The 15,855-nt window shown below is 61.3% G+C and carries 14 protein-coding genes; 3 read left to right on the top strand and 11 right to left on the bottom strand.

Annotation, left to right across the window (positions count from 1 at the left end):
- The first annotated feature begins 1 nt into the window (after position 1).
- Together AC1DMK_RS01200 and trmFO are read left to right on the top strand one after the other, a co-directional pair.
- Positions 2-2,071 (top strand): 2Fe-2S iron-sulfur cluster-binding protein, encoded by a 2,070-nt coding sequence (locus AC1DMK_RS01200; RefSeq protein WP_477856684.1) that lies wholly within the window; start codon positions 2-4, stop codon positions 2,069-2,071.
- A gap of 84 nt (positions 2,072-2,155) precedes the next feature.
- Positions 2,156-3,589, top strand: a complete 1,434-nt coding sequence (gene trmFO / locus AC1DMK_RS01205; RefSeq protein ID WP_477856686.1) for a methylenetetrahydrofolate--tRNA-(uracil(54)-C(5))-methyltransferase (FADH(2)-oxidizing) TrmFO — start codon at positions 2,156-2,158, stop codon at positions 3,587-3,589.
- Positions 3,590-3,631: 42 nt separating this feature from the next.
- Here the strand turns inward: trmFO and AC1DMK_RS01210 are convergent, their stop codons facing one another.
- The 7 genes from AC1DMK_RS01210 to yajC all read right to left on the bottom strand — a co-directional run bounded on the left by AC1DMK_RS01210 (position 3,632) and on the right by yajC (position 10,297).
- Positions 3,632-4,669 carry an MBL fold metallo-hydrolase gene (locus AC1DMK_RS01210; RefSeq protein ID WP_037065717.1) on the bottom strand — a complete coding sequence of 346 codons (1,038 nt, stop codon included), beginning with the start codon at positions 4,667-4,669 and terminating at the stop codon, positions 3,632-3,634.
- 41 nt (positions 4,670-4,710) lie between these two features.
- Positions 4,711-5,373 carry a peroxiredoxin gene (locus AC1DMK_RS01215; protein WP_037065719.1) on the bottom strand — a complete coding sequence of 221 codons (663 nt, stop codon included), beginning with the start codon at positions 5,371-5,373 and terminating at the stop codon, positions 4,711-4,713.
- Positions 5,374-5,547: 174 nt separating this feature from the next.
- The gene (locus AC1DMK_RS01220; protein ID WP_037065720.1) at positions 5,548-6,015 is read right to left on the bottom strand and encodes a hypothetical protein; all 468 of its coding nucleotides are present in this window, start codon (positions 6,013-6,015) and stop codon (positions 5,548-5,550) included.
- A gap of 70 nt (positions 6,016-6,085) precedes the next feature.
- Positions 6,086-6,937, bottom strand: coding sequence for a phytoene/squalene synthase family protein (locus AC1DMK_RS01225; protein ID WP_477856689.1), 852 nt, complete (start codon positions 6,935-6,937; stop codon positions 6,086-6,088).
- 2 nt (positions 6,938-6,939) lie between these two features.
- A complete protein-coding gene (locus AC1DMK_RS01230; protein ID WP_037065722.1) occupies positions 6,940-7,326 on the bottom strand; it encodes an Mth938-like domain-containing protein in 387 nt (128 codons plus the stop codon).
- 4 nt (positions 7,327-7,330) lie between these two features.
- Entirely contained in the window at positions 7,331-9,892 is a 2,562-nt protein-coding gene (gene secDF, locus AC1DMK_RS01235; protein WP_477856691.1) for a protein translocase subunit SecDF, read from the bottom strand.
- A gap of 57 nt (positions 9,893-9,949) precedes the next feature.
- Positions 9,950-10,297, bottom strand: a complete 348-nt coding sequence (gene yajC / locus AC1DMK_RS01240) for a preprotein translocase subunit YajC (protein ID WP_037065726.1) — start codon at positions 10,295-10,297, stop codon at positions 9,950-9,952.
- Between the two features lie 195 nt (positions 10,298-10,492).
- Between yajC and AC1DMK_RS01245 the strand changes: the two genes are divergently transcribed.
- The gene (locus AC1DMK_RS01245) at positions 10,493-11,368 is read left to right on the top strand and encodes an ATP-binding protein (protein ID WP_477856693.1); all 876 of its coding nucleotides are present in this window, start codon (positions 10,493-10,495) and stop codon (positions 11,366-11,368) included.
- Positions 11,369-11,445: 77 nt separating this feature from the next.
- On the opposite strand, the gene AC1DMK_RS01250 is transcribed toward AC1DMK_RS01245, so the two are convergent.
- The 4 genes from AC1DMK_RS01250 to serS form a co-directional block, all read right to left on the bottom strand.
- A complete protein-coding gene (locus AC1DMK_RS01250; protein ID WP_477856695.1) occupies positions 11,446-13,002 on the bottom strand; it encodes a peptidoglycan DD-metalloendopeptidase family protein in 1,557 nt (518 codons plus the stop codon).
- A gap of 128 nt (positions 13,003-13,130) precedes the next feature.
- Positions 13,131-13,784: a protein-L-isoaspartate(D-aspartate) O-methyltransferase gene (locus tag AC1DMK_RS01255; RefSeq protein WP_037065729.1), complete on the bottom strand. Its 654-nt coding sequence runs from the start codon at positions 13,782-13,784 to the stop codon at positions 13,131-13,133.
- Positions 13,785-13,790: 6 nt separating this feature from the next.
- The gene (surE, locus tag AC1DMK_RS01260) at positions 13,791-14,558 is read right to left on the bottom strand and encodes a 5'/3'-nucleotidase SurE (RefSeq protein ID WP_477856697.1); all 768 of its coding nucleotides are present in this window, start codon (positions 14,556-14,558) and stop codon (positions 13,791-13,793) included.
- 4 nt (positions 14,559-14,562) lie between these two features.
- On the bottom strand, positions 14,563-15,846 hold the full coding sequence (gene serS, locus AC1DMK_RS01265) for a serine--tRNA ligase (RefSeq protein ID WP_477856698.1): 1,284 nt from the start codon (positions 15,844-15,846) through the stop codon (positions 14,563-14,565).
- Positions 15,847-15,855: the final 9 nt, after the last annotated feature.

Below are 15,855 nucleotides of genomic sequence, written 5' to 3' on the forward strand. Positions count from 1 at the left end.
CATGCTCACGAACGAGAAAGGCGAGACGCTCTCTCCCTGGCATGGGGGAGAGATTGCGCTGCAGGAAAGGGCGGGCGTCGCCGAGCGCATGGGCGAAGTCGGCCGGCGCGTCCTGCGCGATCACCTGATTGATCAGCACCGGCAGTTCTACCCGCAACTGCCTTTCATTGTCCTTGGGACGGTGGACGCCGAAAGCAATGCCTGGGCGACATTGCGCGCCAACCGTCCGGGCTTTCTGGAGAGCCGGGATCCCCATAGCCTCAGCGTCAACCTCCCGCGCGAGCCTGACGACCCCGCAGATCGAGGCATGGAAGACGGCGATGCCATCGGCATGCTCGGCATCGAACTGCACACGCGCCGGCGCAATCGGCTGAATGGGACGATCAGCCGAAAGACGACGGACCGCTTCGATGTGCGTGTCGGCCAGGCCTACGGCAACTGTCCGCAGTATATACAGCTGCGGGATTTCACGTTCGTGCGCGAAGGCATGCAACCCTCGGGGCAACGTCCGGTCGTGCTTGACAAGCTCGATCGGCGCGCCGCGGAGATGATCCGAAATGCGGACACCTTCTTCGTCGCCTCCTACGTCGAACGCGAGAACGGCGAGCGGCAGGTCGACGCCTCGCATCGCGGCGGCAAGCCGGGTTTCGTCAGGATCGGCGACGACGGCGCTCTGACGATTCCGGATTTTGCCGGCAATCTATTCTTCAACACGCTCGGCAACATCCTCGCCAATCCACGCGTCGGCCTCGTCTTTGCCGATTTCGAGAGCGGCGACATGCTGCAATTGTCGGGCGATGCCGAAGTTGTGCTCGATTCGCCGGAGATTGCAGCCTTCCAGGGTGCCGAACGCTTATGGCGCTTTCGTCCCCGGCAGATCGTCTACAGACCCGATGCACTGGCGCTCAGATGGCAATCGCGTGCCGACGGACACTCTCCCAACTCCTCGATGACCGGGAATTGGGATGAAGCGGCCGGCCGGATGCGCGCGGCGGAGCTTTCGCGCAGTTGGCGACCGCTGCGCGTTGCACGGGTCGTCCAGGAAAGCGCAAGCGTTCGCTCCTTCTATCTCGAGCCAGCCGACGCCGGCGGTGTTGTTGCTCATCTTGCCGGGCAGCACCTGCCGATTCGTATCAGACTGAGGGGATCGGACGCGCCAGCGATCCGCACCTACACGCTTTCAGTGGCGCCGTCCGATGGCATCTACCGCATCAGTGTCAAGCGTGAAGGCGTAGTCTCGACGCATCTGCACGACGCCATCGGGCCGGGCGACATCATCGAGGCGCGGGCGCCGACGGGTGCCTTCACGATCGACGCGCGGGAGGCGCGGCCTGCTGTGCTGCTTGCGGCTGGAATAGGCATTACGCCTCTGCTCGCAATGCTTCGGCATGTCGTCTATGAGGGGTTTCGAACGCGACGGATCCGACCGACCTGGCTGATCTACTCTGCGCACAGCAAGGCAGAGCGCGCGTTCAACGACGAGATCCAGTCACTCGTCGCAGCGGCCGGGGGCGTCGTCAGGTTCGTTCGGCTGCTCGGGGACGCCACAGGCGCCGTCGCCGGAGACTATGAGAAGCAGGGCCGTGTGGATATGGCGCTGCTCTCGGCGCTATTGCCGTTCGACGACTACGACTTCTATCTCTGCGGTCCGCCTGCCTTCATGCAATCGGTCTATGACGGCCTCCACGGCCTCAACATTGCCGATCGCCGGATTCACGCCGAAGCGTTCGGAGCAGCATCGCTTGCTCGCGCCGAAGACACCGCTGCAAAGAGTGCGCCGTTGCGCCCGGCAGCCGATAGCCCGGTGCCAGTGTATTTCATGCAATCGGGAACGGAGGCGCGCTGGGAGCCAGGTGGCGGCACACTGCTAGAACTTGCGGAAGCGCGCGGGCTGGCACCAGAATTCAGCTGTCGGCTCGGCCAGTGTGGAAGCTGCCGGACGAAGGTTTTGTCCGGCGCCGTCGCCTACACCCGGATGCCGACGGCCGATGTCGCCGAAAATGAGGCGCTGATATGCTGCAGTGTACCGGCTGCGGACAGTAGCGGCGCACGCCTGGAACTCGATCTCTAGGCTCCTCCTCTGTAGGATAAAGGTCGTGCGCGCATTTCGATTCTTCGGTTTCCTGCGCCGGCTCGGCGTGATAATCAGCCACGCATGAATAAGACCTCTTCCCAAACTCCCATCCACGTGGTCGGCGGCGGACTCGCCGGCTCTGAAGCGGCCTGGCAGATCGCCCAAGCGGGTGTCCCGGTCGTCCTGCACGAGATGCGCGGCCTTCGCGGCACCGATGCGCACAAGACGGACGATCTTGCCGAGCTCGTGTGCTCGAATTCGTTCCGCTCCGACGACGCGACCAGCAATGCAGTCGGCGTGATCCACGCTGAAATGCGGATGGCCGGCTCGTTGATCATGGCCTGTGCCGACAAGCATCAGGTGCCGGCCGGCGGGGCGCTTGCCGTCGATCGCGACGGCTTTTCGGCTGCGGTGACCGCGGCTGTCCACGGCCACCCGCTGATTTCAGTCGTTCGCGAAGAAATCACCGGCCTGCCGCCGAAGGAATGGGATCTGGCAATCGTTGCAACCGGACCACTGACGGCACCCTCGCTTGCAAGCGCCATCCAGGCGGAAACCGGCGCGGATGCGCTTGCCTTTTTCGACGCCATCGCCCCGATCATGTACCGCGAGAGCATCGACATGGATATCTGCTGGTATCAGTCGCGCTACGACAAGGTCGGCCCGGGCGGTACCGGCAAGGACTATATCAACTGCCCGATGGACGAAGCCCAGTATAACGCCTTCGTCGATGCCCTGATCGCCGGCGACACGGTCGGCTTCAAGGAATGGGAAGGCACGCCCTATTTCGACGGCTGCCTGCCGATCGAAGTCATGGCCGAGCGCGGGCGTGAAACGCTGCGCCACGGCCCGATGAAACCGATGGGACTGACGAACTCCCATAACCCGACCGTGAAGGCCTATGCGGTCGTTCAGCTGCGTCAGGACAATGCGCTTGGAACGCTTTACAATATGGTCGGCTTCCAGACGAAGCTGAAGTACGGCGCTCAGGCGGATATCTTCCGGATGATTCCAGGCCTGCAGAATGCGGAATTCGCCCGCCTCGGCGGCCTTCATCGCAATACCTACATCAATTCGCCAACGCTGCTGGACTCTTCGCTGACGCTGAAATCCCGGCCCGGCCTACGCTTCGCCGGCCAGATCACAGGCTGCGAAGGCTATGTCGAGAGTGCCAGCATCGGCCTGCTGGCAGGTCGTTTCGCGGCGGCGGAGCGCAAGGGCGAGGCAACATCGCTGCCTCCTGCGACCACGGCGCTCGGCTCGCTGCTTGGTCACATTACCGGTGGGCATCTCGTCACCGACGAAGAGCCCGGCAAGCGTTCGTTCCAGCCGATGAATATCAACTTCGGCCTGTTCCCGGAGCTTGAGCCGGGCTCGATCGTCAAGCCGGAGGGCGTCAAGCGCTTCCGAGGCAAGGACAAGACGATCATGAAACGGCAGCTGATCGCCAAGCGCGCACTTGCCGATTGCGCGGACTGGCTCGGCCATACCGTGCACCTGGCTGAAACAGCCTGATTCCAAGGCGGCGGATACTTACGGGTCCGCCTTCTCGTCGTGTCAGTGAGTGACCGGGCCGCTTGCCTTCTTCCAGGCGTCGATGCCGCCTTGGATATGAAAGGCAGACGCAAGCCCGGCGTCGTGCGCGGCTTGAACCGCCATCGCCGAACGTTCGCCGAAGGCGCAATAGAAGACGAGGCGCTTGTTGGTGGATTGCGCCAGCGCATGCAGCATGCCGCCGTCCCCGATGTTTTCCTCCAGGTCGGGATAGGGAACATGCAGCGAGCCCGGGATCGTGCCATTTCGCTGCCGTTCGCCGTTTTCGCGCAGATCGATCAGGGCAACATTGGCATCGCCGAGAAGCCCTAGCGCCTGCTGGGCCGTCAGTACCCAGCCATGACGGACGACCTCTTCCTGATTCAGCCCGACGTGCATGTTGGCCGGCACGGCAACATCCATCATCTTCGGGTTGGCGAGCTTCAGGTTGTTCATCACGTCGGCATATTCATCGACCGAGCGCACCTGCAGACGCGGATTGTATGCCTTCTCCTCGCCAATCGTCGAGACCGTGTCGCCCTTGTAGTCGTGGGCGGGGTAGACCAACGTGGTATCGGGCAGTTTCAGAAGGCGCCCGAAGATGGATTCGAATTGCGCCCGCGGATCGCCGTTCTGGAAATCGGTGCGGCCGGTCCCGCGAATGAGCAGCGTATCGCCGGTGAACACCCGGTCAGGTAGCGCAAAACTGTATGAATCGTCCGTGTGACCGGGCGTGTATATGACATCAAGCGACAGGCCTTCGATCGTAAGCTTGTCGTTGTCCGAGAGACGCATGGAGACGATATCGGCCTTCGTCTGCTCGCCCATGACGGTAATGCAGTGGGTCTTGTCGCGCAGGGCGCCAAGACCGGTGATGTGGTCGGCATGGAGGTGAGTATCCACCGCCTTGACGAGCTTGAGGTCCAGCTCGTGCACGAGCTGCAGATAGCGATCGACCTTCTCGAGAACTGGATCGATGATCAGCGCCTCGCCGCCCTGTCTGCTTGCCAGCAGATACGAATAGGTACTCGACGCGGGATCGAAAAGCTGACGGAAGATCATCCTCATCTCCTGCTTCCGTTTAGAGTGACCCTGCGACCCGGCTATCCGTGCGGCTGCGGCACGATCCGGATATAAGGCTTCGGAGCGGCCCAGCCTTGCGGATACTGCTTCTTGGCGTCGTCGTCGGAGACCGAGCCAGCGATGAAGACATCCTCGCCTTGCTTCCAGTTCACAGGCGTCGCAACCTTGTGCTTGGCCGTCAGCTGCAGGGAATCGATGACACGCAGCACCTCATCGAAATTTCGCCCGGTGGTCATGGGATAGACGAGGATCAGCTTGATCTTCTTGTCGGGACCAATGACAAAGACGTTGCGCACCGTCTGATTGTCGGCAGCGGTACGGTCGGTCGGATCGCCGGAGACCAGAGCCGGCAGCATGTTGTAGAGCTTCGACACCGCGTAATCGATGTCCGCGATCATCGGATAGTTCGGCCTGACGCCCTGCGTCTCTTCGATGTCCTTCAGCCAGCCGGCATGGCGTTCCAGTGGATCGACCGAGAGGCCGATGATCTTGACGTCGCGCCTATCGAACTCGGGCTTGATCTTGGCCATGTAGCCGAGCTCCGTCGTACATACAGGCGTAAAATCCTTGGGATGGGAAAACAGCACGGCCCAGGAATTACCGATCCAGTCGTGAAAACTAATCTTTCCTTGGGTGGTCTGGGCTTCAAAATCTGGAGCGATATCATTGATTGCGAGAACCATCTTGCACCTCCATCGCGTTGTGAACCGCGTACAAACGTTTGCCAGATGATTTAAATCTTGCACTTGTTTGGGTGGCAAGGCAACGCAAAACGGCGGCAGGCAACTCATCAAACCGGATGAGGCACTGCTTCAATCCATCGCTGCGCCAGCAAGGGCCACCCCGTCCCTATGGCCCTAGTGGCGGTTGGCGGCTGTGGGAATGCTCGCCTGAACCTCCCTGTCCGGCTCGGCGACATAATTGCCGAGCAGCCAGAGCGAAACTTCCGATGCCTCCTTGGGCGAGGCAAACTCGAACGTGCCGTTATGGTGGGGGGCGTCGAGGAATTCGATGGTCAATCCCTTGCCTGTTTCAGAGCTCAAGACACGCACCCTGCCCGGCTCGATGAGGTGGCAGGCATAATGTCTGAGCATGTTGCGCATGAGGCCCGCCTTGTTGTCGTGCAGGCGGACGAACACGGCCTGGCCGTTGGCGGTCGCCTGCAGCTGGCGGATCGCCTCGTTGGGGAATGCACGATTGAACTCGATGATCGCGAGCCCGGTATCGTGCAAGCCCTCTTCCTGGTTCCGTGCGGCCATGCGCACGCAGATAAAAGCGATAACGATCACGATGGCAAAAAGAACGCACCAGACGATAATGCTCACGCCGCTCTCCGTTCAAAACTGGCAACAACGACCATCATAGCGCACGAGGCTTGCGCGAGTTTAAACAGCATCAGATTTTCTTCCGCATGAGGGCCCGCGTCATGCTGATCTGCCGGCGCCACTGAGATTGTTGAAGCGACCGCTCGAACAGCGCCGCGCCAGCCTTCTGTGCCTTGACAAGGACGGGCCCCGCCAACGTGGCGGGCAGAAAGGCAGGAAACACGACAGATGAGATCGAGACGCCTCTCGCCCTTTCGAGATGATCGCGCCCGAGCCCGGCAAAAGCCTCGATCGCCGCGGAAATGCGCATCTTGTCGGGCCCCGCGAGAAACGTGTCTCGGTCGAGACCGGTCGCAGCGAGAATTTCCAGAGGAATGTAAAGTTGGCCCCGATGACGATGCAGCGGCATTAGCAGAAGCAACCCGGCGATCGCCTGGGCCACCCCCGCATGGCCGGCGGCTTCGGCGGAGCGCACCGCGTCCTCCGGCCCAAGCACGAGACTTGCGAGTTGGATCAGGGCCGACGCCGTTTCACCGGCATAACCTTCCAGTGAGACGCGCGTCTCCATCGGATCATCGTAGAGATCGAAAATGCGCGCATCGATCATGTCGACAAGCGTCTGCCGAGGCAAGCGGTAGGCCTCGATTGCCGACAACAGAGCAGACGCAACCGGGTTTGCTTCCGTCGCTCCATGCGCATTGCCTTCCAGAAGATCACGCCAGTATTGCATGCGCACTTCACCGGGAAGCGGTTCGTGGACGAGGTCGCGGATGCGGGCAAGCTCTGCGTTGAAGGCATAGAGTGCCGCCAGAGCGCCGCGCTTGTCCAGCGGTGACAAAAGGCAGGCAAGATAGCGGTCGCGATCGCTGTCGCGCAGCATCGCCAGGCAGATATCCTGGTTCTTCGACAACAGATCGGCCATGCTCAAACCGCGATCAATGCCGCGGCCACAGCGCGGGATTCCAGAAGCATGATGTTGAATGTGCGCACCGCCGCGCCGGTATTCATCGGATCGGAGGAGATCCCGGCGGCTTTGAGCGCCGCCTTCAGATCGGCCGGTATCAACCGCATGTCAACGCCTGTGCCGACCAGCAGGAACTCGATATCGCCCGCCTCGGCGAGGACCCGCTGGAAATTCTCGATCGACAGCGGTTTCGTCGCATCCATGTCCCAGCCATGGATGCCGGAGGGCAGGCAGAGGATCGAACCGCGATGCGACATATCGGCAAAACGGAAGCCGCCATTTCCGTAAGTGTCGATCGGGGCGCGTCCGGGAAAATGCGCCTCACGTATTTCTATGCCTCTAGCCATATTCTCACACTGCCGGATTGCCGGATCGGGAATCCGGTTCCGCTGCTTTCTTGTCTTGATCATTGTCGAGCGCATCCGGGCGAAGTTTGAAAACAATCAGCACCGGTGCTGCGATGTAAATGGAGGAGAAAGTGCCCAGGGCAACGCCGATGAGCATGACGAATGCAAACGAGCGAATAACCTCGCCGCCGAAAAGCGAAAGTGCCGCGAGCGCGAGCAGCGTGGTCGCCGCCGTCAAGACCGTGCGTGACAGCGTCTGATTGATGGACGCGTCGATCAGGATCGGCAGCGGCATCTTTCGGTAGCGCTTCAGATTTTCGCGCAATCGGTCGTAGACCACCACGGTGTCGTTCAAGGAGTAGCCGACGATCGTCAGGAGTGCCGCCACGCTCGTCAGATTGAACTCTATTCCTGTGAGGACGAATAGGCCCAGCATGAGGATGATGTCATGCAGCGTCGCCACGATAGCACCTACGGCGAACTGCCATTCGAAGCGTGCCCAGATATAGATGAGGATGACCAAGAGCGAGGCCAAAACGCCAAGTGTCGCGGCCCTCGTCAGTTCGCCCGATATCGCCGGACCGACGACTTCGACGCGGCGGAAATCATAGTCCTGACCGAGCTCATCGCGCACCAGCGTGATCGCCGATTGCTCGGCATTCTCACCGCCACCCTGGGACTCCAGCTGGATCAACGCGCTTGAGGTATCCTCGAGGCGACGAGCCGAAATATTGCCGATATTCAGATCGCTGAGGCGCGCGCGGATATCGTCAGTGTCGGCTGCGCCCTGCCTTGCCTTGACCTCTACGATCGAGCCGCCGGCAAAATCGACGCCGAGATGCATGCCGACGGTGGCGAATCCGATCATCGCAGCAATCGACAAGGCCGCCGATACGGTAAACGTGTAGCGGCGGATCCCCATAAAGCGAATGTTTGCGTGGTCGAAGATGCCTGTGTGAACATCCTTGGGCAAATGCTTCGGGTGACGTCTGTGAAGCCAGGTTACGACAATCCAGCGTGTCAGCGTGACGGCTGTGAAAACAGTCGTCACGATGCCGGCGGCAAGCGTCACCGCGAAGCCGCGGACTGCGTCGTTGCCCAGGAAATAGAGGATCACGGCCGCAATGAAGATCGTGACGTTCGCATCGAGGATCGTCATGATCGCCTTGGAGAAGCCGCTCTCGATCGCCTCGGCAAACGGACGGCCGCTCTTGGCCTCTTCGCGAATGCGTTCGTAAATCAGAACATTGGCATCAACGGCCATGCCCATGATGAGGACGATGCCGGCTATTCCGGGCAACGTCAGGGTCGCGCTTATCAGGCTCATCACGGCGAGAATCAGGATAAGATTCAGCAGCAGCGAAAGCGCGGCGATGATACCCAATCCGCGATAGAAGCCGAACATCAGGCCTATCACCAGCATCGCCGCCACGACCCCGGCCAGGAGGCCCGCCCGTGTCGATTCAGCGCCAAGAGCAGGGCTGACAGTGCGTTCTTCGACGGTCGTCAGCGTGGCGGGCAGTGCCCCAGCTCTCAGCATCAGTGCGAGATCGTATGCTCCGTCTTCGGTAAAGCTGACGGGGATGATACCCGTGCCGTCGACGATCGGGGCGGTGATGAGCGGTGCTGCCATCACCTGACCATCGAAGATGATCGCGAGATGGCGGCCGATATTCTGCCGCGTCTTCTGCGCCAGACGCTCAGTCCCTTCCGCATCGAGCTTGTAGCTGATCGACACCGCCTGCGTCTGAGCATCCGCCGCCGATTGCACGTCGGTGATGTTCTTGGCCGCGATAAAGTCCGTGCGGTCAACGAGATAGGGAATCGGCGGGTCGTCCAGCGAGTAGAGTACCTCCGAGGTCGCCGGCCAGCGTCCACCAAGCGCGTCCTGGCCCGACATGCTCTCGTCGATCATCCGAACGGAGAGCTTGGCGGGTTCGTTCAGAATTCCCTTCAAGCGCTCGGCGTCGACGGCGCCGAATACCTGCACATCGATCCGATCTGCGCCTTCGGCCCGAACCTCGAAATCAGCGCTGCCTGCCTCAGCAATGCGGCGACGGACGATCTCCACGGACTGCGCCTGCGCAGCGGCTATGCCGCTCTCGATCGCGGTGTCGCCAATCTGAAGGGTGAGTTGGCCGCCATCGCTCTGCTGCAGCCTGACGTTCTGGCTCGAACCACCGAGCAAGCCGCTCTTGGTGGTCGCAGTCAGGCCCTTGAGGGAATCGATTGCCACCTGAACCTGGTTCGGATCGGTGATCTTCACGGTAACGGTCTGATCGTTGCCTGTCAGCCCCGTATAGCGAATGTTGGCCCGGCGCAGCGTGCCGCTGATCTCGCGAACCGTACTCTCTAGCCGCTCCCTGGCGATATCGGCGCGCTCGATCTGGAAGACCAGATGCGTGCCGCCCTGCAGGTCCGCCCCCAGGGCGACGCGATTGTGGGGCAGCCAGGACGGCAAAAAGCCGAGTTTCCTGTCCGACAAGAGATTGGGGGCCGCAACCATCACGGCCACCAGAACCACGAACATGATCAGAACGGTCTTCCAGCGGGAAAAATGAAGCATTTTCTCTCGACTATTTCAGATCCGGGCAATCCGGTTCGCGGATATGTATGGTCTCTGTTACGCGGCGTCTGCCTTTACAGGTTCGCCCTTGACGCGGACTTCGGAGATACCGGTGCGGACGACGCGAACGCGCACGCCATCGGCAATTTCCACTTCGACTTCCTTGTCGTCAATGACCTTGGTGACCTTGCCGACGAGACCGCCACCGGTGACGACCTGGTCGCCGCGACGGATCGCCTTCAACGTCTCCTCGCGCTTCTTTGCCTGGGAGCGCTGTGGACGGATCAACAGGAAATACCAGACGACCATCAGCGGCACGAACAGGATGATCATTTCAAAGCCCGAACCGAACGGCGACGCCGCGGTGTCGGTTGCGGCCTGGGCGAATGCCGGGGTGATGAACATGCTAAACTCCTCAAAACTTTTCCGGTGGCGAAACGTCGCCATTTCTCGGGTGGCCGGACTATAATTATGGTCTTTGCGATTGCAACAGAAACAGCTGGAAACCGTACCGATTCCAGTGCCTCTTAACCTTTCCGCTGGCAAAAGGCCATGCTACCTCCCAGCGAAATCAATAAACTGCATCCGGGAGGAGCCGCCATGACCGAAGAGTTGAATAATAGCGTCATTCTGGCGGAACTGCGCCGTCTGGCGGATGCTGTCGAGCGCCTTGCTGGCCCGGCGCCCGGAGCCAACGACTGGGACGCGGCAGACTGCTTCGTGTGGTCTCCTGCCCGCCTCCACCTCCAGCCCGTCGCGCGGCCGAACCGTGTCGCCCTGAAGCTCATCCGCGGCGTCGACCGTGTGCGCGATATCCTGCACGAGAACACTGTTCGCTTCGCCGATGGGTACCCGGCCAACAACGTTCTTCTTTGGGGCGCGCGCGGCATGGGTAAATCCTCGCTGGTGAAGGCCGTGCACGAGGATGTCAGGAGCGAAAGCGGCGTCTTGTTGAAGCTGGTCGAAGTCCACCGCGAGGATATCGCCAGCCTGCCGACGCTGCTTGACCTGCTCAAGGACACACCCCACCGCGTCATCGTCTTCTGCGACGATCTGTCCTTCGACCACGACGATACCGCCTACAAGTCGCTGAAGGCGGCGCTTGACGGCGGCGTCGAGGGCCGGCCGGACAACGTGCTGTTCTATGCGACCTCCAACCGCCGGCACCTGCTGCCACGCAACATGATGGAGAACGAGCAGTCGACCGCGATCAATCCGTCCGAGGCGGTCGAAGAGAAGGTGTCGCTTTCCGACCGCTTCGGCCTCTGGCTCGGCTTCCACAAGTGCAGCCAGGAGGACTACCTGACAATGATCGATGGCTATGCCGATCATTTCAAGCTGACCCATGACCGCCAGAGGATGCACGCGGAAGCGCTCGAATGGGCAACGACGCGCGGGGCGCGCTCCGGCCGCGTCGCGTGGCAGTATATTCAGGATCTCGCCGGCCGCATGCGGATCCTTCTCGATCGCGCCTGAAACGCCGAGGATGCTCCTCCAAACGACAAAAGCCCGGCTTTCGGCCGGGCTTTTGCATAGTCCTCGAGACGCAATACCTATTCGAGGAAAGTGATCGGGTTCACAGGGGTCGCGTCCTTGCGGACTTCGAAGTGAACCTGCGGCTGCTTGACGTTGCCGCTCATGCCGGAGACTGCGACCGTCTGGCCGCGCTGGATCTTTTGGCCACGGGCAACGCTCAGCGTGTCGGCATTGCCGTAGACCGTGACGGTACCGTCATCGTGGCGCACGAGAACTGTGTTGCCGAGCTCCTTCAGGCCGTTGCCGGCATAGATGACCACACCGTTTTCGGCGGCCTTGATCGGCGTGCCCTGCGGCACGGAGATGTCGATACCGTCGTTTCGGCTGCCGTTCACATTGGCCCCGTAGGCGGCGATGACCGCTCCACGGACTGGCCAGCGATACTTGGAGATTCCGGTCGCCTCGGGGGCAGCGGACGCAACCTCCTTCTTGGCGGCTTCATCGACGGTTTCGGTCGCGACCGGTGCCTTGTAGGTGGCCGGCTGAGCGGCTGCCGTGGCCGTTGCAGCCGCTGGCTGCGCGACCGGCTTCGGCTCGGCCTTGGCCGGGATCGACGCCGTCTTCATGCCATCCGGGGAGCTGGCGCCATTCGGCAAGTTGAGTTCCTGGCCAATGCGGATCGAACCGGCCGAAAGGTTGTTTGCAGCCTTCAGCTCATCGATGCTGCTGCCGGTCGCCCTGGCAATCTTGGCAAGCGAGTCACCCGGCTTTACGACATAGGTGCCACCTGCGCCCTTCGGGCTCTTGCCCGCGCCCGGCGCCTTGCTGGTCGGATCGGCGTTCGCCAACGACTTGTCGCGGGCGGAATTTGCTCCAGGAACAACCGCGAGGTTTTGCTCGTGCGATTTGCCGGGCTGTGGCGACTGGCCGTTCTTCGAGAGGTCGGCGGCCTGGGCCGATGCCTTGGCGGCATTGCCTCCATTGTAGGTCGGGATCAGGACGACTTGACCGGGCTTGGCGGCGGAAGCCGTCTTCAGGCCGTTGGCACGCAGAATTTCCTTCTCCGGAACACCGTAGCGCTTGGCGAGTATCGCAACGCTCTCGCCGGGCCGGAGCGTCACGGACGGTGCGTTTGTGGAGGACCAGCCGGACACCTTAGGTGTCGTACCGGTGACGATCGCGTCCGTGTCCACCTTCGGCGGCACCAAGACCGACGCAGATCTCGTGGGTGTGGTCGACGCGGGGAAAGGCTGAGCGAGCGCGACTTGCTTTTCGCGGACCGGCGCGACCGTGCCTGGTGCTGAAAGTTCCGATCGCTGCACGGAGACGGGAGCCGAGGCCATGCGGGCGCTGGAGCCGTAAGCGGGCTGGGCCGGATAAGATTGGCTCATCGCCTGACCGCCTGCCGAATAGCCACCTTGCAAATCCGCTTGCGGCACAGGATCAGCCTGCAAGCCGCTGGCGCTTCTGCGCGGAATGGAACCGGTCGTCAACTGGTCCTGACCGGACGAAGAAAACAGACCGCCGAAACGTGTCACATCGGAACTGCATCCCGTTGCGACACTCGCCAGGAAAGCCGCAATCAGGACATTACTGGCAGACTTCCCGAACTTTGGCGAAAGACTGAAACGCATGACTCGACCCACTAAATGACGCAACCGTTTGTGGGATTATTAAAGCGCGTTAGTATTACCACCCGGTTAAGGCGTAGGAATCAGTGCGATTTTTTTGAGAGATTGCTAACCATAGACGCACGAGGCGTTCAGAGCTGGGATGCAATGCGCGGCACGATGGGCAGGTAGGGAGAGTTGAACAGCTCTTCGCGCTCGAAACGACTGCCGGTCTTCGTCAAGCGCACAAGACGGCATTCCGTGTCCGAAATCATCAGCGGGGCGATCATCGAGCCGCCCGATACAAGCTGGTCCGCATAAAAGCGCGGCATCGCATTGAATGCTGCGGTGACCAGTATGCGATCGAAGGTCCCCTCGCCCTGCAGGCCGGCGCTGCCATCTGCCTGACGGACAATGACATTGCGGATCCCCATCGACTCGATGCGCCGCTGCGCGTTGCTCGCGAGCGTCTTGTAGCGGTCGATCGTCAGAACGCGTTCGGTCATGCGGGCCATGACGGCCGTCATGAAACCGCTGCCCGTGCCGATTTCCAGGACGCGCTGGCCAGGCTTGACCTTGAGGCTATGCAGGACGCGCACCGCCAGATCGGCGCCCTCGAGGAAGGATCCGCATTCGATGGGGATTGTACGGCTGGAATAGGCCTGTTCCGCAAACTGCGGCGGCACAAAAAGCGAGCGCGGCGTTTGCTCGACGGCGGTCAGCAGGTCGATATCGGACACGCCTTCCGCACGCAGCCTCAGAACGAGCGCGGCAAACCCTTCCTTCTCCATCAGACGTGACGTCAATGCGATTTACTCCGTACCCGAAAGCGTCCGCCTCACGCGGTCCTGTACGGAATAATCAGTCAGATCCAGTTTCAAAGGTGTTACCGAAACCTTGCGATGTTTGAGGGCGTGAATATCCGTGCCCTCAATGAAGGCGCCGGCACGCTCTCCGAACTTCAACCAATAGTAGGGAAATCCGCGGCCATCGGCGCGGGCGTCAACCTGCAGGTTGAAGGCAAGCTTGCCCTGCGCCGTCACCTCAACGCCCTCGACCTCTTCGGGCCGACAGTTCGGGAAGTTGAGATTGAGGAAGGTCCCCTCTGGCAGATCGAGCGATATCAGCTTTTCGAGTAGTGCTGGCGCGTGCGCCTCGCAGACGTCCCAAGGAACGATGCGTGCACCGTCCTCATGGAGATAAGCCTGGCTCAAGGCGACGGAGCGCACGCCCTGCATCGTGCCTTCGATGGCCCCGGCGATCGTTCCCGAATAGGTAACGTCGTCGGCAACGTTGGAGCCGGAATTGACGCCCGAGAGCACGAGGTCCGGCTTCAGTTCCATGACCTGCTTGATACCCATGATKACACAATCGGTCGGCGTGCCCCTCAGCGCAAAGTGCTTGTCGGATATCTTGCGCAGGCGCAACGGCTCGGAGAGGCTCAGCGAATGCGCAAGGCCGCTCTGGTCCGTTTCAGGTGCGACAATCCAAACATCGTCGGAGAGTGTGCGCGCAATCCGTTCCAGCGTTGCGAGGCCTTCTGCATGAATGCCGTCGTCGTTGGTGAGCAGAATGCGCATCGTCTCAAGCTGCCCGTTCGATCTTCGTCAAGCCGCCCATGTATGGCAGCAGCGCGTCCGGCACCGTGACGGAGCCGTCTTCGTTGAGATAATTTTCGAGTACTGCGATCAGGCAGCGTCCAACCGCCGTCCCCGAACCGTTCAGCGTGTGAACGAACTTCGTCGCCTTGTCTTCTTTGCCGCGATAGCGCGCATTCATACGGCGCGCCTGGAAATCGCCGCAGACGGAGCAGGACGAGATTTCGCGATAGGTATTCTGTCCCGGCAACCAGACCTCCAGGTCGTAGGTCTTGCGCGAGCCGAAGCCCATATCGCCAGTGCAGAGCGTCATCGTGCGGAAATGCAGGCCAAGCCGCTTCAGAACTTCTTCGGCGCAGGCCGTCATGCGCTCGTGCTCTGCGATCGAGCTCTCGGCATCGGTGATCGATACGAGTTCGCACTTCCAGAACTGGTGCTGGCGCAGCATGCCGCGCGTGTCGCGCCCGGCCGAACCCGCCTCGGAGCGGAAGGACGGCGTCAGGGCGGTGAAACGAAGCGGCAGCTTTTCGTGATCGAGGATTTCCTCCCGCACAAGGTTGGTGAGTGTCACCTCGGCGGTCGGAATGAGGTAGCGGCCATCAGTCGTCCTGAAGAGATCTTCCTCGAACTTCGGCAGGTTGCCGGTGCCGAACAGCGCTTCGGCGCGCACCATCAGGGGAGAGCTGACTTCGGTGTAACCGTGCTCGCTCGTATGGAGGTCGATCATGAACTGGCCGAGCGCTCGCTCCAAACGCGCCAAAGGGCCCGTGAGCACCGTGAAGCGCGAGCCGGAGAGCTTCGCAGCCTTTTCGAAATCCATGTAGCCGAGCGCTTCGCCGATTTCGTAGTGTTCCTTTGGCGTGTGGTTCCAGCGCGGCTTTTCCCCCACCACGTGGGCGACCACGTTGCCATGCTCATCCTCGCCGACCGGGACGTCGTCGTGCGGGATGTTCGGGATGCGCGCAAGCGCGTCGTTGAGTTCTTCCGAAAACTTGCGGTCGTCCTCTTCAGCCGCTGGAAGCAGCACCTTGAGGTCACTGACTTCCGCCTTCAGCTTTTCGGCAAGCTCGCCGTTTTTCTGCGCCATCGCCGCGCCGATTTCCTTCGAGGCGGCGTTGCGGCGGGACTGCATGTCCTGCACCTTCTGAACGGCGGAGCGGCGTTTCTCGTCAAGCGCGACCAGGCTTTCGGACAAGGGCACGGCGCCACGCTTGGCAAGGGCTGCGTCCAGCGCTTCGGGATTCTCACGGATCCATTTGATATCGAGCATTGTCGTTCC

Source organism: Rhizobium sp. 05L419, assembly GCF_056397845.1.

Bases quoted from the DNA above. Each gene is read 5' to 3' on its own strand.
- AC1DMK_RS01250 (WP_477856695.1), bottom strand. From the start codon at position 13,002: ATGCGTTTCAGTCTTTCGCCAAAGTTCGGGAAGTCTGCCAGTAATGTC.
- yajC (WP_037065726.1), bottom strand. From the start codon at position 10,297: ATGTTCATCACCCCGGCATTCGCCCAGGCCGCAACCGACACCGCGGCG.
- AC1DMK_RS01210 (WP_037065717.1), bottom strand. From the start codon at position 4,669: ATGATCTTCCGTCAGCTTTTCGATCCCGCGTCGAGTACCTATTCGTAT.
- secDF (WP_477856691.1), bottom strand. From the start codon at position 9,892: ATGCTTCATTTTTCCCGCTGGAAGACCGTTCTGATCATGTTCGTGGTT.
- AC1DMK_RS01200 (WP_477856684.1), top strand. From the start codon at position 2: ATGCTCACGAACGAGAAAGGCGAGACGCTCTCTCCCTGGCATGGGGGA.
- serS (WP_477856698.1), bottom strand. From the start codon at position 15,846: ATGCTCGATATCAAATGGATCCGTGAGAATCCCGAAGCGCTGGACGCA.
- AC1DMK_RS01245 (WP_477856693.1), top strand. From the start codon at position 10,493: ATGACCGAAGAGTTGAATAATAGCGTCATTCTGGCGGAACTGCGCCGT.
- trmFO (WP_477856686.1), top strand. From the start codon at position 2,156: ATGAATAAGACCTCTTCCCAAACTCCCATCCACGTGGTCGGCGGCGGA.
- AC1DMK_RS01230 (WP_037065722.1), bottom strand. From the start codon at position 7,326: ATGGCTAGAGGCATAGAAATACGTGAGGCGCATTTTCCCGGACGCGCC.
- AC1DMK_RS01215 (WP_037065719.1), bottom strand. From the start codon at position 5,373: ATGGTTCTCGCAATCAATGATATCGCTCCAGATTTTGAAGCCCAGACC.
- AC1DMK_RS01225 (WP_477856689.1), bottom strand. From the start codon at position 6,937: ATGGCCGATCTGTTGTCGAAGAACCAGGATATCTGCCTGGCGATGCTG.